At 71.6% G+C, this 23,758-nt stretch carries 17 protein-coding genes; 8 read left to right on the top strand and 9 right to left on the bottom strand.

Annotated features, from left to right (window positions below; translation table 11 throughout):
• Window positions 1-310: 310 nt before the first annotated feature.
• The gene (locus tag ABZT03_RS09385) at window positions 311-1,648 is read right to left on the bottom strand and encodes a radical SAM protein (RefSeq protein ID WP_356035785.1); all 1,338 of its coding nucleotides are present in this window, start codon (window positions 1,646-1,648) and stop codon (window positions 311-313) included.
• 181 nt (window positions 1,649-1,829) lie between these two features.
• On the opposite strand from ABZT03_RS09385, the gene ABZT03_RS09380 reads away from it, so the two are divergent.
• From ABZT03_RS09380 to ABZT03_RS09355, 6 genes are all read left to right on the top strand, one after another.
• Window positions 1,830-3,071, top strand: a complete 1,242-nt coding sequence (locus ABZT03_RS09380; protein WP_356035782.1) for an FAD-binding protein — start codon at window positions 1,830-1,832, stop codon at window positions 3,069-3,071.
• Window positions 3,072-3,188: 117 nt separating this feature from the next.
• Window positions 3,189-4,433, top strand: coding sequence for an ROK family protein (locus tag ABZT03_RS09375; RefSeq protein WP_356035779.1), 1,245 nt, complete (start codon window positions 3,189-3,191; stop codon window positions 4,431-4,433).
• A gap of 218 nt (window positions 4,434-4,651) precedes the next feature.
• Window positions 4,652-5,914: a sugar ABC transporter substrate-binding protein gene (locus tag ABZT03_RS09370; protein WP_356035776.1), complete on the top strand. Its 1,263-nt coding sequence runs from the start codon at window positions 4,652-4,654 to the stop codon at window positions 5,912-5,914.
• A 20-nt stretch (window positions 5,915-5,934) separates the two neighbouring features.
• A complete protein-coding gene (locus ABZT03_RS09365; RefSeq protein WP_356035774.1) occupies window positions 5,935-6,900 on the top strand; it encodes a sugar ABC transporter permease in 966 nt (321 codons plus the stop codon).
• Window positions 6,897-7,790 carry a carbohydrate ABC transporter permease gene (locus tag ABZT03_RS09360; protein ID WP_356035772.1) on the top strand — a complete coding sequence of 298 codons (894 nt, stop codon included), beginning with the start codon at window positions 6,897-6,899 and terminating at the stop codon, window positions 7,788-7,790. The genes ABZT03_RS09365 and ABZT03_RS09360 overlap by 4 nt, the downstream gene beginning before the upstream one ends.
• A gap of 27 nt (window positions 7,791-7,817) precedes the next feature.
• Complete coding sequence (locus ABZT03_RS09355; protein ID WP_356035769.1) at window positions 7,818-10,706, top strand: glycoside hydrolase family 2 TIM barrel-domain containing protein; 2,889 nt, start codon at window positions 7,818-7,820, stop codon at window positions 10,704-10,706.
• 120 nt (window positions 10,707-10,826) lie between these two features.
• On the opposite strand, the gene ABZT03_RS09350 is transcribed toward ABZT03_RS09355, so the two are convergent.
• Both ABZT03_RS09350 and ABZT03_RS09345 read right to left on the bottom strand, forming a co-directional pair.
• Window positions 10,827-11,342: a hypothetical protein gene (locus ABZT03_RS09350; RefSeq protein WP_356035766.1), complete on the bottom strand. Its 516-nt coding sequence runs from the start codon at window positions 11,340-11,342 to the stop codon at window positions 10,827-10,829.
• On the bottom strand, window positions 11,339-13,078 hold the full coding sequence (locus ABZT03_RS09345) for a PHP domain-containing protein (RefSeq protein ID WP_356035763.1): 1,740 nt from the start codon (window positions 13,076-13,078) through the stop codon (window positions 11,339-11,341). Before ABZT03_RS09345 ends, ABZT03_RS09350 begins: the two co-directional genes overlap by 4 nt.
• Before the next feature lie 333 nt (window positions 13,079-13,411).
• Here ABZT03_RS09345 and ABZT03_RS09340 point away from each other — a divergent pair, with 333 nt between their 5' ends.
• Complete coding sequence (locus ABZT03_RS09340; protein WP_356035760.1) at window positions 13,412-14,032, top strand: TetR-like C-terminal domain-containing protein; 621 nt, start codon at window positions 13,412-13,414, stop codon at window positions 14,030-14,032.
• Between the two features lie 55 nt (window positions 14,033-14,087).
• Here the strand turns inward: ABZT03_RS09340 and ABZT03_RS09335 are convergent, their stop codons facing one another.
• The 4 genes from ABZT03_RS09335 to ABZT03_RS09320 form a co-directional block, all read right to left on the bottom strand.
• Entirely contained in the window at window positions 14,088-14,945 is an 858-nt protein-coding gene (locus ABZT03_RS09335) for a TIGR03943 family protein (RefSeq protein ID WP_356035756.1), read from the bottom strand.
• Window positions 14,942-15,973 carry a permease gene (locus ABZT03_RS09330; protein ID WP_356035967.1) on the bottom strand — a complete coding sequence of 344 codons (1,032 nt, stop codon included), beginning with the start codon at window positions 15,971-15,973 and terminating at the stop codon, window positions 14,942-14,944. Before ABZT03_RS09330 ends, ABZT03_RS09335 begins: the two co-directional genes overlap by 4 nt.
• 243 nt (window positions 15,974-16,216) lie before the next feature.
• Complete coding sequence (locus tag ABZT03_RS09325; RefSeq protein WP_356035753.1) at window positions 16,217-17,917, bottom strand: DUF2264 domain-containing protein; 1,701 nt, start codon at window positions 17,915-17,917, stop codon at window positions 16,217-16,219.
• A 261-nt stretch (window positions 17,918-18,178) separates the two neighbouring features.
• Entirely contained in the window at window positions 18,179-19,258 is a 1,080-nt protein-coding gene (locus ABZT03_RS09320) for a rhamnogalacturonan acetylesterase (protein WP_356035750.1), read from the bottom strand.
• A 189-nt stretch (window positions 19,259-19,447) separates the two neighbouring features.
• Here ABZT03_RS09320 and ABZT03_RS09315 point away from each other — a divergent pair, with 189 nt between their 5' ends.
• A complete protein-coding gene (locus ABZT03_RS09315; protein WP_356035747.1) occupies window positions 19,448-21,127 on the top strand; it encodes a rhamnogalacturonan lyase B N-terminal domain-containing protein in 1,680 nt (559 codons plus the stop codon).
• A gap of 15 nt (window positions 21,128-21,142) precedes the next feature.
• Here the strand turns inward: ABZT03_RS09315 and ABZT03_RS09310 are convergent, their stop codons facing one another.
• Window positions 21,143-22,552: an RICIN domain-containing protein gene (locus ABZT03_RS09310; RefSeq protein WP_356035744.1), complete on the bottom strand. Its 1,410-nt coding sequence runs from the start codon at window positions 22,550-22,552 to the stop codon at window positions 21,143-21,145.
• 1 nt (window position 22,553) lies between these two features.
• Entirely contained in the window at window positions 22,554-23,726 is a 1,173-nt protein-coding gene (locus tag ABZT03_RS09305) for a glycoside hydrolase family 43 protein (protein ID WP_356035741.1), read from the bottom strand.
• Between the last annotated feature and the right edge of the window lie 32 nt (window positions 23,727-23,758).

Below are 23,758 nucleotides of genomic sequence, written 5' to 3'. Positions count from 1 at the left end.
GAGTTGGGGGGAACCTCGGGGCAGGAGAAGAGCTTTTCACGTTTTCCGCACAACTGACAAGCGCCGTATTCAATTGAGACGTCGGCCGATTCGCGGCCGGGCTCGCCCGCCCCGGCCGCCTCCGTCCGGTGTTCCCGCACCCGTTTCTCGTTACTACCGGAGTTATACGGAAGGAACGCCGAAAAGTATCGACGCCGGTCCACTTGATTCCTTTTCCGGCCCTCCCGCCCCCGCCGGAAGGACGGTCCACCGCTCTGAAGGATCTTTGTTCGGACCGGGCGCGAGCCCGTCCTGAACCCAGCGGCAGGTCCTAGGCGCGGACCTCGTCCGGGTCCTCGGCGGGCTCGCGGGCGGGCAGGCTGTCCATGAAGGAGCTGACGGAGAAGACGGCACGGCCGGGCCCGGGCGGGCCGTAGCCGGGGGGCGAGGCCAGGCCGAAGTCGTCCATGGTGGCGCGGTAGGCATCCAGCAGCCGGATGTGGTACTCCAGGGGCGCGCCGTGGGGGTTGGCCTTGCCGAGCGGGGTGGTCGGCTCGGGGCACCAGGTGGTGAAGCGGGGCGTGATGCCGTGCGACATGAAGAAGCGCAGGCCCTCGGTGGTGGAGGCGATCGCCTCGTCGACCGTGGTGAAGCCGAACGGCTCGGCCATCTCCACGCCCGCCACGAAGTTGGGGATCACGTTGCGCGCGCCGAACACGTCGGCCGAGTCGAGGATCCGCCGGTGCCATTCGTCGCGGCCGACGTAGCGCTCCTTGCCGGGGCAGTACAGCTCGAACAGGCGGCGGTCCCACACCTCGAAGTTCGGGTGGTAGATCTGCACGCCGTAGTCCTTGAAGCGCTGCACGTCGTCGCGCGGCAGGGCCTGGGCGACGACCTTGCCGATCCACCGGCCGGGGAAGCGCTCCTCGATGGCCTTGGCGTAGTGGCCGTAGAAGTCGGCCTCGTCGCGGCCCTGGAGCTTGGAGGTGATCGCGCCGCCGGTCAGCGTGTAGGCGGTGGACGCCTTCGCGGTGTCGTAGCGGTCGATGATCTCCAGGGCTTCGAGGACCTCCTCGACGTCCTTGACTCCTGTGTACGGTCGACCGGCGGCTTTGTGCTGTCGCCAGTTGTGGTTGATGTCGCAGTACTGGCACTCCTCCTTGGCGCCGAAGTACTGGCAGACCCGGAAGACGGTGAGGTAGATCAGGTAGCCCCACTGGATGGTGGGGGCGACCTCCATGACCGACTTCCCGTTCGCGAGGGTGTGCCGGTAGTACTCGGGCATGGGCGGCACCCCGACGTCGGAGATCCGCCGTCCGTCGAGGTACAGCCCGAGCAGGCCGTCCTCACCGGCGGCCACGCGGTACGGCGAGGACGGGTTCACCCGCACGGAGACCACGGTCCGCCGCAGGTCGTAGGGGCCGCCGGTGAGGATGATCTCCTCCGGCGGGCGCCGCAGCGCGGCCTCGCCCAGCTCGGGCAGGGTGCCGTGGTCGAAGCTGAAGATGAAGTACGACTTCGGCTTGACCTCGCCCTTCTCGTTGTCGCTCAGGGCGGACGGGTCGAAGGCCACCCCGCCACGGAGCAGGTCCTCCTTGAAGACGGCCTCCCGCGGTACGTGCGGGAAGCGCTCCATCAGATCCTCGACCAGCGCGGTACGGCTGCCCATCCGTCATCTCCTTGCGGCTCGGGCGTACGACTCCTCACGGTATGCCCCCGCCTGCGCGCCGGCCGTGCCGGGGCCCCCTCCGACGCGCGGGGTGCGGCAAAACGGGCGACGGCCGGTGCGCGGCGGGGCGGCGCCGGATGAGAGGGTCGGCGCAGACGCACATCTCGGGAGGGACGGCAGGATGACGGAGACGGTCACCAACTGGGCGGGGAACATCACCTTCGCCGGGGAGCTGCACCGCCCGCGCTCCCCGGAGGAGCTGCGGGCCCTGGTCGCCGCCCATGCCGCGGTGCGGGTGCTGGGCAGCGGGCACTCCTTCAACGAGATCGCCGAGCCCGGCCCCGGCGGCGTGCTGCTCTCGCTGGACGCCCTGCCGTCCGAGGTGGAGATCGACACGGCGGCCCGTACCGTGCGGGTCGGCGGCGGCGTCCGGTACGCGGAGCTGGCCCGCCGGGTGCACGACCGCGGGCTGGCGCTGGCGAACATGGCGTCCCTGCCGCACATCTCGGTGGCCGGCTCGGTCGCCACCGGCACACACGGTTCGGGGGTCGCCAACGGGTCGCTGGCGTCAGCGGTGCGCGAGGTGGAGATCGTCACGGCGGACGGCTCGACGGTCGTCCTGGGCCGGGACGACCCGCGCTTCGGTGGCGCCGTCACCTCCCTCGGCGCCCTCGGTGTCGTCACCGCCCTCACCCTCGACCTGGAGCCCGGCTTCGAGGTCGAGCAGCACCTGTTCACCGAACTCCCCCTGGCCGGCCTGGACTTCGAGACGGTGGCGGCGTCGGCGTACAGCGTGAGCCTGTTCACCGACTGGCGGGAGCCGGGCTTCAGGCAGGTGTGGCGCAAGCGGCGCACCGACCAGCCCCTCCCGGACTTTCCGTGGGCGGCGCCCGCCACCGAGGCGCTGCATCCGGTGCCGGGGATGCCGGCGGTGAACTGCACCGAGCAGTTCGGCGTGCCGGGGCCCTGGCACGAGCGGCTGCCGCACTTCAGGGCCGAGTTCACGCCGAGCAGCGGGACGGAGCTCCAGTCCGAGTACCTGCTGCCGCGCCGGTTCGCCGTCGACATGCTGTATGCGATCGACAGGATCCGGGAGACGGTCGCCCCCGTACTGCAGACCTGCGAGGTGCGGACCGTCGCCGCCGACGCCCAGTGGCTGAGCCCGTCGCACGGACGGGACACGGTCGCCGCGCACTTCACCTGGATCGAGGACACCGCGGCGGTGCTGCCGGTGGTACGGCGCGTGGAGGAGGCACTGGACCCCTTCGACGCCCGCCCGCACTGGGGGAAGGTGTTCACCGTGCCGACGCGGGTGCTGCGCGGCCGCTACCCCCGCCTGGACGAGTTCCGGGCGCTGGTCCGCGACCTGGACCCGGAGGGTAAGTTCAGCAACGTGTTCGTCCGGGACCTGCTGGGCTCCTGACTTTGTAAAACCCCTTTCCTAACCCCTTGTAGTAAGTCCCGGCGCCCCATAGCCTGGCGCCGCGCCGGTGCCGTTCTGCCCCGGTCCGCCGGAGTCGAAAGGACGGGGGCCGGCCCCATGAAGCGCACCTCACGTGACATCCGGACCGCGAACCGCTACGGGGTGCTGCGCCAGCTCGTCGCCGCCTCGCCCACCTCCCGCCAGCAGCTGGCGGCCGCCACCGGACTGAGTCTGGCGACGGTCGCCACGCTGGTCGGCGAACTGCTCGACCTCCGCATGATCACGGAGGTCGGGTTCGAGGACTCGGCGGGGGGCCGGCCCCGGGGTCTCGTCGCCGTCAACGCGTCGGGGGGCGCCCTGATCGGCGTGGACATCGCCGAGACGTACGTCCATGTCGAGCTCTTCGACCTCGGGCTGAACGTGCTGGCGCGCGCCGAGGAGGACATGCGCCCCGGTGAGAGCCGCCCCGAGCAGGTGGTCGGGCATGTCGCCGCGGCCGTCGGCTCGGTGGTCGCCCAGGCCGGGATCGAGGGCGCGCGGGTGCTGGGCGTGGGGGTCTGCGTGCCGGGCCAGGTGGACCGCGACACCGGGATCTCGGAGTACGCGCCCAACTGGGACTGGCACGACGTGCCGCTGCTCGACCTGCTCTCCGAGCACATCTCCTACCCCCTCTACCTGGACAATCCGCTGCGTGCCTGCGCGGTGGCCGAGCTGTGGTTCGGTGCCGCGCGCGGCCGCGGGGACGCCGTGGTGGTCAACCTCGGGACCGGGGTGGGCGCCGGGCTCGTCCTGGGCGGGGGGCTGCACCGGGGCGTGAGCAACAGCGCCGGCGAGTGGGGGCACACCACGCTGGTCCTGGACGGACGGCTGTGCCACTGCGGCAACCACGGGTGCGTGGAGACGTACGTCGGCGCGCCCGGCATCATGCTGAACCTGCGCGAGCTGAGCCCGGGCAGCCCCCTGCTGCACCCGGAGGACCAGACGGCGACCGTCGACGCGCTGGCCCGCGGGGTCGCCGAGGGCGATCCGGTGGCGCTCAAGGTGGTCCGCGACACCGCCCGCTACCTGGGCGCCGGCATCTCCGACCTGGTGAACCTGTTCAACCCCGAGGTCGTCGTGCTGAGCAGCTGGGTGGCCGCGACCCTCGGCGCGCCGCTGGTGGCGGAGGTGCGGGAGGCCGTGGCCAGGCACGCGCTGAGACGGCCGCTGGCCGCCACCGAGATCGTCCTGTCGCCCATCCCCACCGACCCGGTGTGCCTGGGCGCGGCGACCTTCGCCCTCGAGGGCGCGCTCCAGTCGGTGGGCCAGCGCAACGCGGCGCGCACCACGCCCGCGAGAGGCCGCGGCGTACGCCCTTCCTGACGAGGGCCGGACACTCCACGAACGCGCGGATCGCGCTGCGGCGACCCGCCCACCGTCACGTCCGGTATCCCGAACGCCACACAACGCTTCGAACAGACTTCGTCCAACCCCTTGCCGAAGGATTGGCCGAAGGTTAACGTCCCGCTCCGCAAGCCGAATCGAGCCGCCCGGCCGCAACGCCGTGGAGCCACCGCCGTACTCGAGACAAGGACGTCACCATGTCGGCAATGAGCAGCAACTGGGACCGCCGGTCACTCTTCAAGGCAGCAGCGGGCCTGGCCGCGGCCGGCACGCTGGCCGCCTGCGGCAGCAACAACGGCCGTGGCGGCAGCGGCGGTTCGGGGACGAACCTCACCCAGTTCTTCCACGCCTACGGCGAGGCGGGCACCGAGCAGGCCATCAAGAAGTACGCGGCGGCGTACGACAAGGCCAAGGTGAACACGCAGTGGATCACCGGCTCCGACTTCGAGAGCAAGCTCTTCGCGACACTGCTCACCAAGAACGCGCCGGACCTCTTCGAGTTCCACCCCCAGATCCAGCTCGTGAAGAGCGGGCAGGTGGCCGATCTGACCGACATCATCGAGCCGGTCAAGGACGACTTCAACCAGGCCGACATCAAGTCGCACACGGTCGACGGCAAGATGTACGGCGTCCGCATGATCGACGACCCGCAGTTCTTCTTCTACCGGCCCTCGCTGCTGGAGAAGGCCGGCGTCAAGGTGCCCACCACCCTCGACGAACTGGTCGAGGCGGCCGCCAAGCTCACCACCGGCAAGGTCAAGGGCCTGTTCCTCGGCAACGACCTGCACGCCGTCATCAACCCGATGATCTGGTCCGCCGGCGCCGACACCCTCGACGACAAGAACCAGATCGCCTACCACACGGACGGCGTGATCGAGGGCATCAAGAAGATGCGCAAGCTGTTCACCAGCGGCCACCTGCTCCTGGACGCCCCGGCCGACTACTGGGACCCGTCGGCGCTCAACCAGGGTCTGTGCGCGATGCAGTTCTGCGGCATGTGGGCGATGCCGCAGTTCCAGCAGACGCTCGGCGACGACATCGGCGTCTTCCCGTTCCCGAAGGTCACCGACAGCGGCAAGCCCTCGGTGTACAACGGCGGTTGGTCGATGTTCGTCAACGCCAAGGGCGACAACGTCGAGGCGGCCAAGGCGTACGTCAAGTGGCTGTGGATCGAACAGAAGACGTACCAGGAGGACTGGGCGACCTCCTACGGCTTCCACATCCCGCCGCGCACCTCGATCGCCGCGTCGGCCACCAAGCTGAAGTCGGGCCTGCCGGCCGAGGGCGTCAAACTCTTCACCGACTACGGGCACTTCGACAACATCGGCTGGACCCAGGCGATGATCACCGCGCTGGAGGACGTGTTCGCCAACTCGGTGCGCAAGGGCGGGGATCCGGAGGCCTCTCTCGACAAGGCCGACAAGACGGTGGACCGCGAGCTCAAGAAGCTGTTCGGATAGGCCGGCGGACGGACAGCGCCATGTCGACGACCACCACACCCGACCTCGCGCGCCCCGTCCCGGCGAAGCCCTCCGGGGCGTCGTTGCGGCGGGGGCTGCGGGGCAGCAGCACCCTCAACTTCTGGCTCTTCACCGGCCCGTTCCTCGTCGGGCTCGTGATCTTCGTCTACGTCCCCATCGGCTGGAGCATCTGGCTCAGCTTCTTCGAGGCCCGCTTCACCGTCACCCCGGACAAGTTCGTCGGATTCGAGAACTACCGCTTCATGCTCGGCGACAGCGACTTCGTCGGTTCGCTGGGCACCTTCACCGTGTTCGCCGCGTTCATCGTGCCGACCACCTGGGCCCTGTCGCTGGGCCTGGCCATGCTGGTGAACCGGCTGCGCTTCATGCGGGCGTTCTTCCGCTCGGTCTTCTTCCTGCCGACCGCGTGCAGCTACGTCGCCGCCTCGCTGATCTGGAAGATGTCCCTCTTCAACGGCGTCCGCTTCGGTCTGGCGAACACCGTCATCGGCTGGTTCGGCGTCGACAACATCGCCTGGCTCGCCAACCCCGACCCGCCGTGGTACTGGCTGGTCATCCTCACCGCGAGGCTCTGGCTCCAGTCCGGGTTCTTCATGATCCTGTTCCTGGCGGCGCTGCAGAACATCCCGGGCGAGCTGTACGAGGCCGCCGCGATCGACGGCGCCAAGCGCGGCTGGCAGACCTTCTGGTACATCACGCTGCCCCAGCTGCGGGCGACCTCGACGGCCGTGGTGCTGCTGCTCCTGGTGGCCGCCTACCAGGCGTTCGACGAGTTCTTCAACCTCCTGTCGAAGACCACCTGGGGCCGGCCGCCGCTGGTCGAGCTGTACTACACCGCCCTGGGCCAGAACCAGGACTACGGCGCGGGCAGCGCCGGCGCGGTGATGCTGACCCTGCTGATCGTCGTCGTGACCCTGTTCCAGGGCAAGCTCATGGGAATCGGAAGGAGGGAGGAGTCCAGGTGACCACCACCGCACCCGAGGTGAGGCGGACGCCACCGCCCGGGAAAGCGCCGGCGCGCAGGCGGCGCGGCGCGGTCATGGGGTCCACGGGCCTCTACCTCGCCACCGGCGTCGCCGCCTTCCTCTTCCTCGTCCCCTTCTACCTGCTGGTCCGCAACTCCCTGTCGACGGACCCCGACATCACCGGCGAGAACTGGAAGTTCTTCCCCACCGACATCCGGTGGAGCAACATCACCGAGCCGTTCCGCGACACCACGGTCGACTTCGGCCAGTCGATGGTCAACTCGCTGGTGGTGGGCGTGCTGCACACCGCCGGCACGCTGCTGGTGTGCTCGCTGGCCGGCTACGGCCTGGCCCGCATCCCCTACCGGCACGCCAACAAGATCTTCTACGCCGTCCTGTTCACCCTGATGGTGCCGGCCGCCGTCACCTTCGTGCCGAGTTTCGTGCTGGTCTCGTCCCTCGGCTGGGTCGACACCTACCGCGGTCTCATCATCCCGGGCCTGTTCAGTGGTTTCACCTGCTTCCTCTTCCGGCAGTACTTCCTGGGGTTCCCCAAGGAGCTGGAGGAGGCGGCGCGGGTGGACGGACTCGGCTACTGGGGCGCGTACTGGCGCGTCGTGGTGCCCAACTCGCTGAACTTCTTCGCGGCGATCGCGACCATCACCTTCATCAACGGGTGGAACTCCTTCCTGTGGCCGCTGGTCATCGGTCAGGACCCGAGCGCGTGGACCGTCCAGGTCGCCCTGTCGTCGTACATGACGAACCAGACGGTCAACTACCACCTGATCTTCATGGCCACCGCCATTTCCATCCTGCCCCTGCTGCTCGTGTTCCTCTTCCTCCAGCGCTGGCTGGTGCAGGGGATCGCACAGACCGGCATCAAGGGCTGACGCCCACTCCCCCGAACCTGGAGACCGATGTCTTTCCGCACCTCTCCCACTGCCGTCGGCTACGTCGAGGACGTCTCACCGGGCAGCGGCGCCCTGCCGCCCCGCGCCTGGTACGCGTCCTCGGACGCGAAGTCCCTGTCGCTGAACGGCAGCTGGCGGCTACGGCTGTCCGCGACGGCCGACGCCGAGGACGACTCGTTCGCCGAGGAGGGGTTCGACGCCGGGGACTGGGCCGAGGTCACGGTCCCCGGCCACTGGGTCCTCCAGGGCGACGGGGCCTTCGGGTCCCCGATCTACACCAACCACCTCTACCCGTTCCCGGTCGACCCGCCGCACGTGCCGACCGACAACCCGACCGGTGACCACCTGAGGACCTTCGACCTGCCTGCGGACTGGCCGTCCGGGCCGGACGCGGGCGGCGCGGTGCTGCGCTTCGACGGCGTCGAGTCGTGTGCGCGGGTGTGGCTCAACGGCACCGACATCGGCGAGTTCAAGGGCTCGCGGCTGGCGCACGAGTTCGCGGTCGGCCATCTGCTGAAGAGCGCGGGCAATGTGCTGGCGGTCCGGGTCCACCAGTGGTCCGCGGGCTCGTACCTGGAGGACCAGGACCAGTGGTGGCTGCCGGGCATCTTCCGTGACGTCACCCTGCTGCACCGCCCCGCGGGCAGCGCGCTCGACTTCTTCGTGCACGCCTCCTACGACCACCGCTCCGGCGAGGGCACCCTGCGCGTCGAATCCGACGTCGACGGCCGGGTGACCGTGCCCGACCTGGACATCGATGTCGCGACGGGCGACGCGGTGACGGTCCCGGTCCAGCCGTGGACGGCGGAGACACCCCGGCTGTACGACGGTGAACTGGTGACGGAGGGCGAGCGGGTGCCGCTGCGCGTCGGCTTCCGCACCGTCGAACTCGCCGACGGCCTGATCAAGGTCAACGGCAGCGCGATCCTCTTCAAGGGCGTCAACCGGCACGAGTGGCATCCCGAGCGGGGCCGCGCCCTGGACCTGGAGACGATGCGTGAGGACGTGCTGCTGATGAAGCGGCACAACGTCAACGCCGTCCGCACCTCGCACTACCCGCCGCACCCGGCCTTCCTCGACCTGTGCGACGAGTACGGCCTGTGGGTCATCGACGAGTGCGACCTGGAGACCCACGGCTTCACCGAGCAGGACTGGCGCGACAACCCGGTGGACGACGACCGCTGGACGCCCGCCCTCCTGGACCGCGCGGCCCGCATGGTCGAGCGGGACAAGAACCACCCGTCCGTCGTCATCTGGTCCCTCGGCAACGAGGCCGGCACCGGCCGCGGCCTGACCGCCATGGCCGAGTGGATCCACGCCCGGGACGCCGGACGCCTCGTGCACTACGAGGGCGACTGGAACTGCCGCGACACGGACATGTACTCGCGGATGTACGCCTTCCACGCCGAGGTCGAGACGATCGGCCGGGGCCTGGACGGCGGCACCGAGAAGCGCCGCGAACTGCCCTTCATCCAGTGCGAGTACGCGCACGCCATGGGCAACGGCCCCGGCGGACTGGCCGACTACCAGGAGCTGTTCGAGAGGTACGAGCGGCTCCAGGGCGGCTTCGTCTGGGAGTGGATCGACCACGGCATCAGGCACCCGGAGCTGGGCTACGCCTACGGCGGCGACTTCGGCGAGGAGTTGCACGACGGCAACTTCGTCTGCGACGGGCTGCTGTTCCCCGACCGGAGCCCGTCCCCCGGGCTCGTCGAGTACCAGAAGGTCGTCGAGCCGGTCCGTATCGACGGTGACGGTCTCGAAGGCACCGTCCGCGTCACCAACAAGCACGACTTCGCGGACCTGTCGGCCCTCGCCTTCGAGTGGTCCTACCAGGTGGACGGCGAGACCGTCGAGGCCGGCACGCTGTCCGTGCCGCCGCTCGCGCCCGGCGAGTCGGCCGAGGTGAAGCTGCCCGAGCCGCCCGCGGGCCCGCGGAGCGCGGAGACCCAGTGGACGGTGAGCGCGCTGCTCGCCGCCGACACCGCGTGGGCGCCGAAGGGCCACCGGGTCGCCTGGGGTCAACTCCCCGTCGCGCCACGGCCGCTGCCGCGCCTCACCGCGACGGGCCGCCCGGTGCGCGGCGACGGGCACATCACCCTCGGCCCGGCCCGCTTCGACGCCCGGACCGGCGCGCTCACCGCGATCGGCGGGATCGAGGTGAGCGGCCCGCGTCTGGACGTGTGGCGCGCCACCACCGACAACGACGAGGGCGCCGAGTGGCAGTCCGACACCCGTTACGGCGTCCTGTGGCGCACGCTCGGCCTGCACCGCATGCAACACCGCCTGGACGCGGTGGAGTCGGCCGAGGACGCTTTGACGGTGCGGACCCGGGTGGCGCCGGCCGCCCGGGAGCTGGGTCTGGCCACGGTGTACCGCTGGACCTCGGACGGCAACCGGCTGCGGCTGACGGTGTCGGTGTCCCCCGAGGGCGAGTGGACGCTCCCGCTGCCCCGGCTCGGCGTCCGCCTCGGGCTGCCCGGCTCGGCGGACCGGGTGCGCTGGTTCGGCGGCGGTCCCGGTGAGGCGTACCCGGACACCAGGGCGGCCGCCGCGCTGAACCGCTGGGAGTCCACGGTCGACGCGCTGCAGACGCCGTACGTGCGCCCGCAGGAGAACGGCGCCCGCTCCGACGTCCGTTGGGTGGAGATCGGTGGTCTGCGCGTCGAGGGCGACCCGGCGTTCTGGTTCAGCGCGCGCCGCTGGACGAACGAACGGCTGGATGCGGCCGCCCACCTCACCGATCTCACGCCCGGCGACACGGTGTGGGTCAACCTCGACCACGGGCAGCACGGCATCGGCTCGCAGTCCTGCGGTCCGGGCCCGCTGCCGCAGTACTTCCTGCGGGCGGAGCCGACGGAGTTCTCCTTCGTGTTCTCGGTTCTCGACCGGTGACCCCGGCCGAACGCGTCCGGGCTGCGAAATGAGCGGTCGACTGATCGATCGACGGTTTGTGGCACCGCGGCCTGCGGCACCGCGCAGGGGTCAACGGGTGGGCCGCCGACCGCGCTTCGGTCAGTGGTCCGCGCAGCACGGGGTCGGGTCGGGGACCTCGAAGGGGACGAGGGCGCCGGCCGCGGCGGGCATGGCGGTGAGGACCAGCTCCCCGTCCTGAAACTGCGGACGTACGTGATTGTTCGTCAGGAGCACGGTGGCCGGGTCGGGTTGTCGCGAGCCCGACCCCAGGACGGTCACACGGTCGATCGCGGAGCGGTCGAGCAGGTCCGCGACCGACAGGGTGCCGGTGAGCGCCGACACCCCCGGATAGAGCACCGCGCGGCCCACCGCGTCCGGAACGCCGGGCGCCACCTCGTACCCTCCGGAACCGAGCCGCTCCAGGGCGGTGCGCAGGAGCGGCTCGGTCGGCAGCGCGAAGGACAGACCGACGTGCGGCCGCCCTTCGCGCAGCAGGTGGGTGCAGCCGAACGTGCCCTCGGTCAGGGCGAGTTCGGCTGACAGGGAGTGCAGCAGGTGATCGGCGGCACGCAGGTCCCGCACGCCCGCGTCCACCGTGAGGACGTACGGTGTCACGACGGCAGGACCCACACCGGGTTGGCGTAGAACCACAGGTCGCGCCACGGATCGGCGTCACCGGCGACGTCGATGGCCGGGCCCGCGGGGTCCACCGCCGCGCCCCTCGCGCCGACGGCGGACCGGTTGCCGTCGGTGCCGCGCAGCCGGACGTACAGCGGGCGGTCGACGCGGCCGAGGTCGTGGGTGAGCCGGACCGTGCCGGTGGCCTTGTCCACGTCGTAGGAGCGGACGACCTTCGCCGTGGGCGTGGTGAACGTGTCCCGGTCGGCCACCGGGCCGGTCACCTCGCCCCGGATGACGTCCACCCGGGCCAGGGACGGTACGAAACCCGCCCAGTTGGGGCCGCCGGCCGTCGTCACGTCCACCGTCAGCGAGACCTTCGTGCCCTTCTTCACGTGCAGGGCGCCGCCGAGGGTGGCCCACCGGCCGCCGCCGGACACCCGCGCGTCGAGGCCGTCGAGGAGCTGCCCGTGGTCGACCCAGACGCGGCCCGCGCGGATGCCGTCCATGACGGCCGCGTAGGAGAAGCCGTCGGCGCCCACGTGCGTACGGCTGTACTGGCCGGGCCAGAAGTCGCCCTGGGTGATGTCGATCCCGCCGCCGTAGACCGGGTCCTGGTACCGCCCGTCGGTGGCGAAGTCGCCGCCCGGTCCGCGCACGGCGGTGTCGGCGTAGACCTGGTGGGAGTCGGAGTTGGCGGTGATCCACCAGGGCCGGCCCTCGGCGAGGAGGCTGTCCCACAGGCCGCCGACGGTGGCCGTCATCCAGTCGAAGCCGCCCCAGGTGCGGTAGCTCTCCAGGGGGAAGCCGGCGAACGAGTTGGCGCTCGGGCTGTTGTCGTAGATGCCGCGGGCCCGGCCGGCACCGAGCGGCGCGGGCAGTCCGGCGGCCTGGTGGCCGGGCGCGCCCTCGAAGCCGACGGCGATCTGGTGGCCCGCGTCGGTCGCGTCGCGCCAGGCGCGGATCTCGTGCGGGGAGTCCACACCGCGCCGCGCCGGGTGGTTGGCGAGCATCAGCGCGTCCCTGACCTCGCGGCGCCTGACCTGCTCCCCGAGGAAGGCGAGGCCGGCGACCGCGAGGGCCTCGTTGGCGGGCGTGGAGTCGGAGGCGTTGTGGACGCTGCCGTCGTAGTCGGTCTCGAACCGCTTGAGGACGGCGACCTCGTTCTTGCCCGGGTGCACGAACACGGTGCCGTGCTCGGCGGCCGGGATGTTCCACTCCAGGCCCTGGAAGACCAGGGTGTCCCGGTGGGCGGCGCGGGCCGCCCTGATGTCCGGGTTGACCTTGTCGACCCCGATCCGGGCGTGCGTCTCGCTGCCGTGGTCGGTGATGACCAGCCAGTCAATGCCGTGCCGGGCGCCCTGGCGGACCTGGTCGACGACGCGGTACTTGCCGTCGCTGCTGTACTGCGTGTGGATGTGGTGGTCGCCGGCCAGCCACAGGAAGCCCTTCTTGCCTCGGGCGCCGGAGTCGGCGGCCTGCGCGGGGGTGGCGGCGTACGCGGGGGCGGCCACGCCGGGAAGCACACCGGCGGCCGTCAGGCCGGCGCCGAGCAGCCCCGCCCGGCGGAGCAGGGAGCGGCGCGACTGCTGTTCGGGGGTCAGGGCGTCGTCGGGAACGGAGACGTCGAAGGCGGCGGGCAACGGCGCCGTCACCCCGTCCGCGTGGCCGTGCCCGTGGTCATGTCCGTGGCCGTGGTCATGTCCGTGGTGGTGACCGTGCCCGTGCCCCATGATGCGCCTCCTGGATGCCGTCGCCGTCCGCCGCCCGCCGAGCTGTGCGCGGGCGCCGCGTGTGGAGGATCGAGGCGGAACCTGAACGGTGGACGACCGGGGAGTGAGCGCCGAATGCCCCGGACACGGCGGATCGGCCCGCGGCTCCCGGTTGTCCCGACTGCCCTTGTTCGTCACGCCGGTTGCCGCCCCGTACGGAAGCCGGCCGGCACCTTTCCGGCCCGGCCGCGGACGCGCCCGCGACCCGCCGGGGCCGCCCGGACGGCGCGGAACTGGGATCATGGCCTCCTCCCGGCCGCCCGAGGCTGCCGGCATCGCACGCGGAGGTCGCCCATGGCTCGCGCAGGACTCACCCCCGGCCTCGTCGTCGCGGCCGCCGCCGAACTCGCCGACGAGGTGGGCTTCGAGAACGTCACGCTGATCGCGCTGGCACGGCGTTTCGGGGTGAAGGACGCGAGCCTCTACTCGCACGTCAAAAACCTCCAGGACCTGCGCACCCGCGTCGCGCTGCTGGCCGGCGGCGAGCTGATCGAGCAGATCGCCGACGCGGTCGCGGGCCGGGCCGGCAAGGACGCCCTCCGCGCGTTCGCCGACGCCTACCGGACGTACGCCCGCCTGCATCCGGGCCGGTACGCCGCCACCCAGATCCGTATCGACCAGTCCCTGGTCGCCGACTCCCCCGCCCTGCGCCGCACCGCCGAGATCACCCACGGCATGCTCCGCGCGTACGGCCTCGCCGAACCCGACCTCACCGACGCGGTACGGCTGCTGCGCGCCACCTTCCACGGCTACTGCGCCCTGGAGGCCGGCGGCGGTTTCGGCGCCCCCAGGGACGTGGAGAAGTCCTGGGAGCGCGCGATCGACGCCCTGCACGTCGCGCTCGAACACTGGCCCGCGGACACGCACCAGCCGGCGGGGCACGGCGGCGAGCGGGTCGGGCACGGCGACGGCTGAGTTCTCGGCGAGGGCGTGGCGCGGCCGCCTCGGGCCGGGAGACGCGGCCTGGCGGTCAGCCGGTGCCGATCGGCAGGGCGTCCGTGTACCCGTTCGTCGGCCGGGCGATCTTCCTGACGCTGCGGGCGTCCAGGGCCACCGGCGCCGAACCCGTGCCCAGGGTGCCCCCCGGGTGCCAGGTCCCCGTGAGGCTCACCCAGCTGTCGGCGGGCGGCGTCGGAACGCCCTGGACCAGCACCTTCACCGACTGGGCGTCCGCCGCGCAGCAGGAGAGCATGATCCGGGTCAGGTACCAGGCGCCGCCCGCCGTGCCGGGCGTGACGAAACCGGTCATCAGGACGGTACGACCCTGGATGGCCCGCGTGCGGTCCTGCGTGACCCGGCTGGTGAAGTCGCTCAGGGTGATCGGCAGCGGTGAGGTCGCGGGCAGCGGGTCGAAGTCGTCCTGGTGCGTGACGGCCTTGGCGGGTTCCCGGGACGCCGTGTACGCGCCGAGTGCGGGCGGGGCCCAGAACAGCAGGCTCAGCGCCGGCAGGAACAGCAGCCAGGCCACCCGGGGCACCCCGGAGTGATCGTGCCCACCGTGGACGCCGGCGGCCCGGGCGCCCTCGTCGCGGGGGTCGCCGCCGTCCTCGTGGGGGTGCGCGGTGCTGTGGAGGTGCGCGGTGCCGTGGGGGTGCGCGGTGCCATGAGAGTGCGTGTGCGCGTCGCTGTCGCCGGTGTCCCCGTCCGGCGGCCGGTGCCGGGACCACGCCTCCGCCACGCCCAGCAGGAGCAGCAGCACGCCGGAGGCGACCAGCAGCGGTCGCATGCCCTCCTTGACGTATCGGACGTACAGGTCCGTGAAGAGTGACGCGTGCAGGACGCCGAGGCCGCTGAGGACGAGCAGGAGAATCTGGAGGGTGCGTCTCACAGCAGCACGCCCGCTATCAGCACGCTGCACACGATCGCGACGACCGTGGTGGCGGCGGAGAAACGGACCGCGAAGGCCCGGCCGAAGGTGCCCGTCTGGAGGGCGATGAGCTTCAGGTCGACCATCGGCCCGACGACCATGAACGTCAGCCGGGCGGGCAGCGAGAAGCCGGTGAGGGAGGCGGCCACGAACGCGTCGGCCTCGGAGCACACCGCGAGCAGGACGGCGAGCGCCGCCAGGAACAGCACCGACAGCCAGGGCGAGCCGGAGAAGGTGTCGAGGACCGAGCGCGGGACCGTCACGTTGAAGGTGGCCGCCGCCATCGCGCCGACCACGAGGAAACCGCCCGCGTGCAGGAAGTCGTGCTGGAAGCCGCGCCGGAACTCCGTCCAGCGGCTGCGCCCGGGGGTGTGCCCGGTGTGCCGTACGGCCGGCCGGAGCCATTCCTCCCGGCCCAGCCAGAGCCACAGCCAGCCCATCACGACGGCGGTGGCGAGGGAGGCGAGGAGCCGGGCCAGCACCATCACCGGACTGGCGGGGAAGGCGATGGCGGTGGCGGTCAGCACGACCGGGTTGACGGCGGGCGCCGACAGCAGGAAGGAGAAGGCGGCGGCCGGGGTGACGCCCCGGCCGATCAGACTGCTCGCGACCGGCACCGACGCGCACTCGCAGCCCGGCAGGACGACCCCGGCGGCCGTGGCGACGGGGACGGCGAGCGCGGGCCGCCTGGGCAGCACCCGGCTGAACACGCGAGCCGGCACGAACGCGCTGATCGCCCCCGACAGGGCCGTGCCGAGCAGCAGGAAGGGCAGGGCCTGGAGGGTGACGGCGAGGCAGACGGTCCGCCAGGCGTGCACGGCCGGTTCGTCCCCCCACCGGCCGAACGCGAAGAGCGCCGTCCCGGGCACCGCGGCCGCGCCGGCCAGCAGGAGCGGCCAGTGCCGGGGCCAGCCGCGGCCGGCGGGTGCCGCGCCCGCCGGGGTGCCGGTGGCGGCCGTCGGCCCCTCGGCCCGTTGAACTGTCGTCAGCACACCAGCTCCACACGTCGGATGTCCGCACCGAAGATAGCGGCCCGGATTTTCCCCCTCCGCACCGTCCCACCCCAATGGCCCCGGGCCACCGCGCCCACGGGCTCACGACGCCCCCGCCCGGACTCCGCCTGCCGCTCGGCCACCCGCCCCGGCGCGACTCCCCGACCTGTCTCCCGCCCAGCCTCCGAGCCTCCTTGGCCCACGCCTCGGGCCCTGGGCCCGCCCGGCCGAGCCCGCCGGTCAGCCGACCGTGGTGACCGTCACGTCGCCGTCGTCGAGCCGCACCCGCAGTGCGGGACCGTCGAGCCAGTCGACCTCCAGCTCCCCGGCTTCGTTCACCCGTAGGGACACCGTCTCCGTCAGGGGCGCCGGGGCCGGTTCGGCGGTCAGCCGGGCCAGGGCCACGAACAGGGTGCCGCCCTCGGTGTCCGGGCCGGCCTCGCCGGTGAGGTCGCCGGCGAGGCCGACGGCCGGCCGGAGTTCGGCGCGGACGCCGTCCCCGGCCGCCCAACCGGTCACGCGCACCGGCGTGCCTTGGGCCGCCCCCGTCACCCGGTGGGCCCGCACCTCCGCCGCCCCGTGCGCGAGCACGACGGTCGTGACCCGCGCGCCGCCGCCGGCCCGGTGCCGCGAGGCCGCCCAGCCGTCGCCGACGCCCAGCGGCTCGATGCCGGTACGCCCCGGATCACCGCCGACGATCACACTGTTGTCGTACGACGCCGAGGGCGCCGTCACCGTCGAGTAGGCGAGGCGCGTGTAGTGGGGGTCGTAGCGGACGTCCTCGCTGCCGTGGTTGTGCAGACGCACCAGGCCGTCCGAACACGTGGACTGCACGAGCCAGTTGGGTGGGGCGACCGGCGTGACGGCGTCCGCCCGCTCGGCCGGGCCCGGTTCCTCGGTGGCGGTCCACACGGGGTGGTCGGCCGGCAGGAGCAGACCGAGGAAGCCCTTGCTCGCCCAGTACGGCGAGGCGGGGCCCGAGTAGCCCTGCAGGACGCTCTCGTCGGGGCCGTGCCAGCCGAGGGACAGCAGACCACGGGAGTCGACCGCGCCGCGGTCGAGGAAGTACCGCAGCGCGCCGGAGGCCAGCCGGCGGGTCTCGCCCGGCGACAGCGGTGTCCGGCCGGTGAGCTGGCCCAGCCACAGCGGGGCCGTCGTCGCGAAACGGTAGGTGAGGCTGCGGCCCTGCCGCATCGGGGCGCCGTCGGCGCCGAACAGGCGGGCGTAGTCCTCCAGATGGCGGAAGAGCCGGCCGCCGTAGAGGTCCAGCAGGCGGGTGTCGCCGGCCAGCCAGGCGTGCAGCACCGGATAGAGGTGCATGGCCCAGCCGTTGTAGTAGTCGAAGGCGCGGCCGGGGCCGTCGGAGTACCAGCCGTCACCGGCGTACCACTCCTCGATGCGTTCCAGGCCCCGGTCGACCGCCTTGCGGGACGCGTCGGGCTCGTGGCCGATCTCCTGGAGGAAGCCGCCGACCGTCACCGGGAACAACTCCCAGTTGCAGGGCCAGGGTTCGGCGGAGAGGGCGTCGCCGAGCCAGGCCGCGGCGCGCCCGCGCACTCGGTCGTCGAGGCGGTCCCACAGCTGCTCGCGGGTGATGCGCAGGGCGAAGGCGATGGACGCCGCCTCCACCAGCGGCTGGCTCCGGTCCTCGATGCGCGGCCAGACCCCGCCGACGCCGGCCGCGAGTCCCTCGGCGTACCGCTCCAGGGCGTTCTCGTCCCGGCGCAGGGCCGCCAGCAGCAGCGTACGGGCGTACCCCTCCAGGCCGTCCGAGAGCCGGCCCGACCAGCTGACCCGCCCGCCCGGCAGGTGGTAGAGCGCCCCGCCCTCGGCGGCGTACGGCTCGACGGCGGCGAGCAGGGAGTCTGCGGCCGCCTCCCAGTGGGCGCGGGTGAAGCCGGTGCGGGGGCTGAGGACGCGGTCGTCGGGGGGCAGATGCATCGGCTCTCTTCCTCGTCGGCGGTGGGGGGTGCGGTGTCGGCTGTGGACAGTCGGCTGTCCGCGGTGAGCGGTGAGCGGTCAGCGGTCAGCGGTCAGCGGTCAGCGGTCAGCGGTCAGCGGTCAGCGGTCAGCGGTCAGCGGTCAGCGGTCAGCGGTCAGCGGTCAGCGGGATGGTGGCGGCGGGATGGTGGCGGCGGGTCGGCGGGGTGGGGCCTGGGGCGCCCCGGTTCCGGTCGGGACGCCCCAGGGATCGTGGGGCACTCAGCCCATCCGCACCCTGGTCCGCGGCACCAGGTGCCGGGCGAGGAGTTCGTCGCGGACCAGGCCGGCGTAGACCGTGGCACCGTACGCGGAGGTGTGCGTGTTGTCGCGCTTCTCGTTGTAGAGGTACAGGGCCTTGGAGTTTTCGACGCCGAGGGATTCCACCAGTGCCTTCGTCTTCGCCGTCAGGTCGATCAGCGGCACGTCCTGGGCCGCCGCCACCGAGCGGATCACCTCAGGATGGTTCACTCCGAGGCCGTTGACCAGAAGCGCGGTGTCGTTGTTCAGGGTTCCGTCGGTGTTGAACCAGCGCCGCACGATCGGAGTGACCAGGACCGGGCGGCCGCCGCGCTCGCGGACGCCTGCGACGAACGTCTCCAGGTTGGCCCGGTAGGTCGCCTCGTCGGTGGTCTTGTCGTTGTGGGCCAGCTGCACGAGCACCAGGTCGCCGGGGAGGATCAGCGGCCGGACGGTGGCCCACAGCCGCGGGTCCTGAAGGTAGCTGACCGTACTCTCGCCGGAGTCCGCGTAGTTGGCGACGGGCACGCCCCGGCGCACGTACTGCGGCAGCTGCTGGCCCCAGCCCGAGTAGGGGGCGCCGGGCTGGTCGCAGACGGTGGAGTCGCCGACCAGGATGAGCTGCCGGGCGGCGCGGGCCGTCGGGTCGGCGGTGGTCCGGGCGTACGGGCGGGCCGGGGTGACGCGGATGCCGGCCAGGGCGGGTGCCGGGCCGCCGACCGTCAGGTCCAGGCCGGGAGTTCCGTCCGGGCCGGTCGGTTCGCCCTCGGGGGTGCGGACGTTCACGGTGAAGCTGCGGGTGACACGTTCCCCGGCCGGGACGGCCGTCTCCGGCAGCAGGGAACGCCGGGTCTCGCCGCCGACGCTCGTGGCCGACCCGGTGGCGCCGCCGAGACGGACCGTCACGTCGTACGTGCCGGGCGGCACGTCGAAGTGGCAGGCGGTGGCGGTGCAGTGGTCGAGACCGAGGGGGCGCTGCCCTCCGTGGGCCTGGGCCGGTGCGGCCGTCAGACCGGTGCTCAGGGTCAGCGCCGCGAGCACGGCGAGGTTGAAACGTCTCATGAAGCTTCCTCCGGCAGGTCTGCTGGGCCTGGCGGGTGGACCGTACCGCTCCCGGCAAGCGCTTTCTAGGTCTTGAGCGTCTTTCGCACAACTACCAACCCCGGCCCGGTGAAAGCCCTTTCGCGAAATCGATTCAACTGTCACTCTGACGAATCACCCGCACCCCCACCTCCCGAAGGAGGCACCCCCATGTCCGGCTCCCCGAACCGACCGGTCCGACGCCGCACCTTCGTCCTCGGCACCGCCGCCGGCGCCGGTTCCGCGGCACTCGCCGGGCCGCTCGCCCCGGCCGCCTCGGCCGCCGGGTTCGGCTGGTCGGACGACGGTTCCCACTACGTCGTCGACACCGGCGCCCACCTCGTGTTCAAGGTCGACAAGGCCAACGGCGACCTGACCTCACTGGTCTACCGGGGCACCGAGTACCAGGGCTACGGCGGCAAGAACTCGCACGTCGAGTCGGGCCTCGGCAGCTCCACGGTGACCATCGCCCAGTCCGGCTCCACGATCCTGGTCTCCGTCGCGTACGGCACGCTGAGGCACTACTACGCGGCCCGCAGCGGCGAGGACAACGTGTACATGTGGACCTACAAGGCCGACACGTCGGTCAGTGCGACCCGCTACATCGTGCGCGTCAGGGCGGGCCTGTTCCTCAACGACGAACCCGACTCCTACACGTACGCGCCCACCACCCTCGAGGCCTCGGACGTGTTCGGGAAGTCCGACGGCCAGACCCGCTCCAAGCACTACTCCGGGCTCCGGGTCATCGACTACGACCACGTCGGCTGGTCCGCGGGCGGCGTCGGCCTGTGGATCGTGCGCAGCAACCACGAGAAGGCGTCCGGCGGCCCGTTCTACCGTTCGCTGCTGCGCCACCAGAGCGCGGACGGCGGCGGCCTGTACGAGATCCTCTACTACGGCGAGAACCAGACCGAGGACCAGCGCTTCGGCCTCCAGGGCCCCTACGTCATCGCCTTCACGGACGGTGGAGCACCCTCCTCCGCGTTGTCCCCCGGCACCCTGACCACCTCCTGGGCGGACTCGCTCGGCATCACCGGTTACGTCGGCGCGAGCGGCCGGGGCCGGGTGGCCGGCGTCGGGATCACCGGGCGGGACACCGCGCAGCCGTACACCGTGGGGCTGGCGAACCCGGCCGCCCAGTACTGGGGTTCCGCACGGGACTCGGACGGCTACTTCTCGGTCGGAGGTGTACTGCCGGGTGCGTACACGCTGACGGTCCACAAAGGAGAGTTGGCTGTATACAGTACGCCGGTGACCGTCGCCGCGGGCACGACGACCACCCTCAACACCCTCGCCGTCCCGTTCTCGAACGACCCCGGCAACGCGAGCGCGATCTGGCGGATCGGCGACTGGAACGGCACGCCGGCCGGCTTCAAGAACGCCGCGCTGATGACGTACGCGCATCCGTCGGACGTCCGCGCCGCCCCCTGGACCGGCAACGTCGTGATCGGCAGCGGGACCGAGACCTCGGGCTTCCCGGCGTACCTCTGGAAGGACGTCAACAGCGGTCTGCTGGTGTACTTCCGGCTGACCGCGGCGCAGGCCGCCGCCGCGCACACCCTGCGGATCGGCGTGACGACCGCCTACGCCAACGGCCGGCCGCAGGTCGTCGTCAACGACACCTGGACCTCCGCCGTCCCCGCACCGCCCACGCAGCCGAGCACCCGGTCGCTGACCGTGGGTTCCTACCGGGGCAACAACCACACGTTCACCTACAGCGTGCCGGCCAGCGCCTGGCTCACGGACACCGGCCGGTACAACGTGCTGAGGATGGACGTGGTGAGCGGTTCGGGGACGACCTCGTATCTCAGCGCGGGCACGTCGGTCGACGCGATCGACCTACTGGCCTGAATGCCCGACGTGGCGTCAGGTACCGCGCGTCCACTGCTGGTTGGTGCCGCCGTTGCAGGTGTACGTGATGACCGCGGCGGAGTTGGCGGTGGACGCGCCGTTCACGTCCAGGCACTTGCCGCTCGCCCTGGCCTTGAGGAGCGAGTAGCTGCCGGAGGCCGTCACGCTCCACTGCTGGCTGGTGGCCGACGCGCAGTTCTCCTGGGTGACGCTCGTGGCGTTCTCCGTCAGGCACAGCGAACTGCCGCGCACCACCAGCTGGTAGTAGCCGCCGCCGACGGACTTGAACCAGTACTTCTGGTTGCCGCCGCCGTTGCAGTCGTACTGCTTGACGACCGCGCCCGGCCACAGGGACTGGCTGGTCACGTCCGCGCACTTGGCCGAGTGCCGGGCGATGAGGGTGTTGTAGGTGGCACTCGTGCCGGTGACCGTTCCGGCGGCGGCGTCCACGGTGACCTCCGGGTACCAGGACATGGACATCGTGGTGGAGGTCGGGAAGGTCAGCGGCAGCCACACGTAACGCGAGTCGTTGACCGTCCCGCCGAAGGAGTTGCCCCAGCGGTCGCCGAGGTAGAGGTACGAGGTGCCCGAAGTGCCCTGCACCGCGAGGACGTACGCGGTCTGCGAGCCGTAGGCCGTGGCGTCGCCGACGTTCGTCATCGCGCTCCATGGGCCGGTCAGGCTGGTCGCGGTCGCGTACTGCTGTTGGTTGGGGCTCCAGCCGGTGGCGCCCGAGGTCAGCATGAAGTAGACGCCGTCCCGCTTGAACAGGGCCGGCGCCTCGCGGTGGCCGCCCGGCCAGGGGTTCGCGGTGAGGCTCGCTATGCCCGTGTAGTCGGCGGTGAGCCGGTAGATGTGCAGGTCGTAGTTCTCGTTGGCGGCGGAGGCCATGTAGCCGGTGCCGTCGCTGTCCACGAAGACCGTGATGTCGCGGGACATGTGCTGGCCGAGGGGCCGGAAGCTGCCCTGGTAGGCGTAGTCGCCGTCGACCGTGTCGGAGACGGCGACGGCGGCCCGCGCCTCGCTGTAGTCGGTGCCGTTCTCCTTGTGCATCCACATCACGAACTTGCCGGTGGAGGCGTTGTACATGACCTTGGGCCGCTCGATGTTGGCGCTCGCCAGTTCGGCGCCGCTGGAGCGGGTCAGGACGTGGTTGCGGAACTCCCAGTTCCTGAGGTCCGTGGAGCGGTAGGCGTCGACATAGAGGAAGGTGTTGTCGGTGTCGCGGTGCTCACCGAACCAGTAGTAGTAGGCGCCGACCTTGATGACCCCGCCGCCGTGCGCGTGCGCGAGCGCGCCCGAAGTGTCGGTGATCTGGGTGCCGTTGGTGAGGGTCTGGGGTGCGGCCTGAGCCGGTCCGGCGATGGCGAGGGCGCCGAGCAGGGTCAGGCAGAAGGCGAGCAGGGCCGCGTACGCACGTCTCATCTCACGCACTCTCCTTGACGGTGTCGATCAGGCGGGGCGCGGTCGCGGCCCGGTCCGTGGTGCGGTCGGCCGGGCCGGTGGCCACGGCCGGGCTCGCGGCGCCGTCCGGGGCCGCTGGTGTGTCGGCCACGGGGATCCCGAAGTCGGGGGTGCCGTCCCGGTTCCAGCGCAGCCTCTGGACACGGGTGTGACGGTTGGGGTCGTCCAGCGGATCGCCGGTGATCTTTTCGTAGGGGCGGGCGTGGTAGACGAGGACGTCGCTGCGGCCGTCCTCGGCGACGGTGAAGCAGTTGTGGCCGGGGCCGTACTGCCGGGTGGTGTCGTTGCTGGTGAAGACCGGTGTCGGCGACTTCGACCAGCTCGCCGGGTTCATGAGGTCACCGCCGGCGTCCGCGGTGAGCAGGCCCAGGCAGTAGTGCCGGTCGGTGGCACTGGCCGAGTACGACAGGAAGACCCGGCCGTTGCGCGCGATGGCCGACGGCCCCTCGTTGACCTTGTAGCCGACACACTCCCAGTCCAACTCTGGTGTCGAGAGGCGGATTTGGGGTCCGATCAGGGTCCACGGGTTCGCCATCCGGGACAGGAAGATGCCGGTGTTGTCGCCCAGGCCGGGCTCGTGCTGTGCCCACGCGAGATAGCGGGAGCCGCGGTGCGTGAAGGTCGTGGCGTCCAGGGAGAAGGTCTCCCAGGCCGTCCTGATCTGCCCCCGCTCGATCCAACTGCCGCGGAAGGGGTCGGGGTTGGCGTTCTCCAGCACCCAGATGCGGATGTCCCAGACGCTCTCCGCGGGGGCGGAGGCGAAGTAGACGTACCACTTGCCGCCGATGCGGTGGATCTCCGGCGCCCAGATGTGCGCGCCCATCGGTCCGCTCGGGTGCCGGGTCCAGATCACCGACTCGGCCGCGGTGCGCAGCCCGGCGAGGGTGCGGGAGCGGCGCAGGACGAGGCGGTCGTACTCGGGGACGGTGGCCGTGAAGTAGTAGTGGCCGTCCGCGTGGCGGAGGATGTGCGGATCTGCGCGGTTGCGGACCAGCGGGTTGGCGCAGCCGACGGCGGCCCTCCGGCGGGCCGCGTGGGCGGTCGAAGACGTGGTCACGAGAGCGCCCGCGGCCAGGGCACCTCTCAGCATCAGGCGGCGGCCGGGATGGTCGGGCAGGTCGTCGTCGCGGCTCATACGGACTGCCTCTCGCGGGGGGATACGAGGTG

This window comes from Streptomyces sp. NPDC005574 (genome assembly GCF_040605435.1).
Lineage (GTDB): Bacteria > Actinomycetota > Actinomycetes > Streptomycetales > Streptomycetaceae > Streptomyces.
Note: the sequence above shows the minus strand (reverse complement) of the source record. Positions and strands in the feature narration are given on the sequence as shown.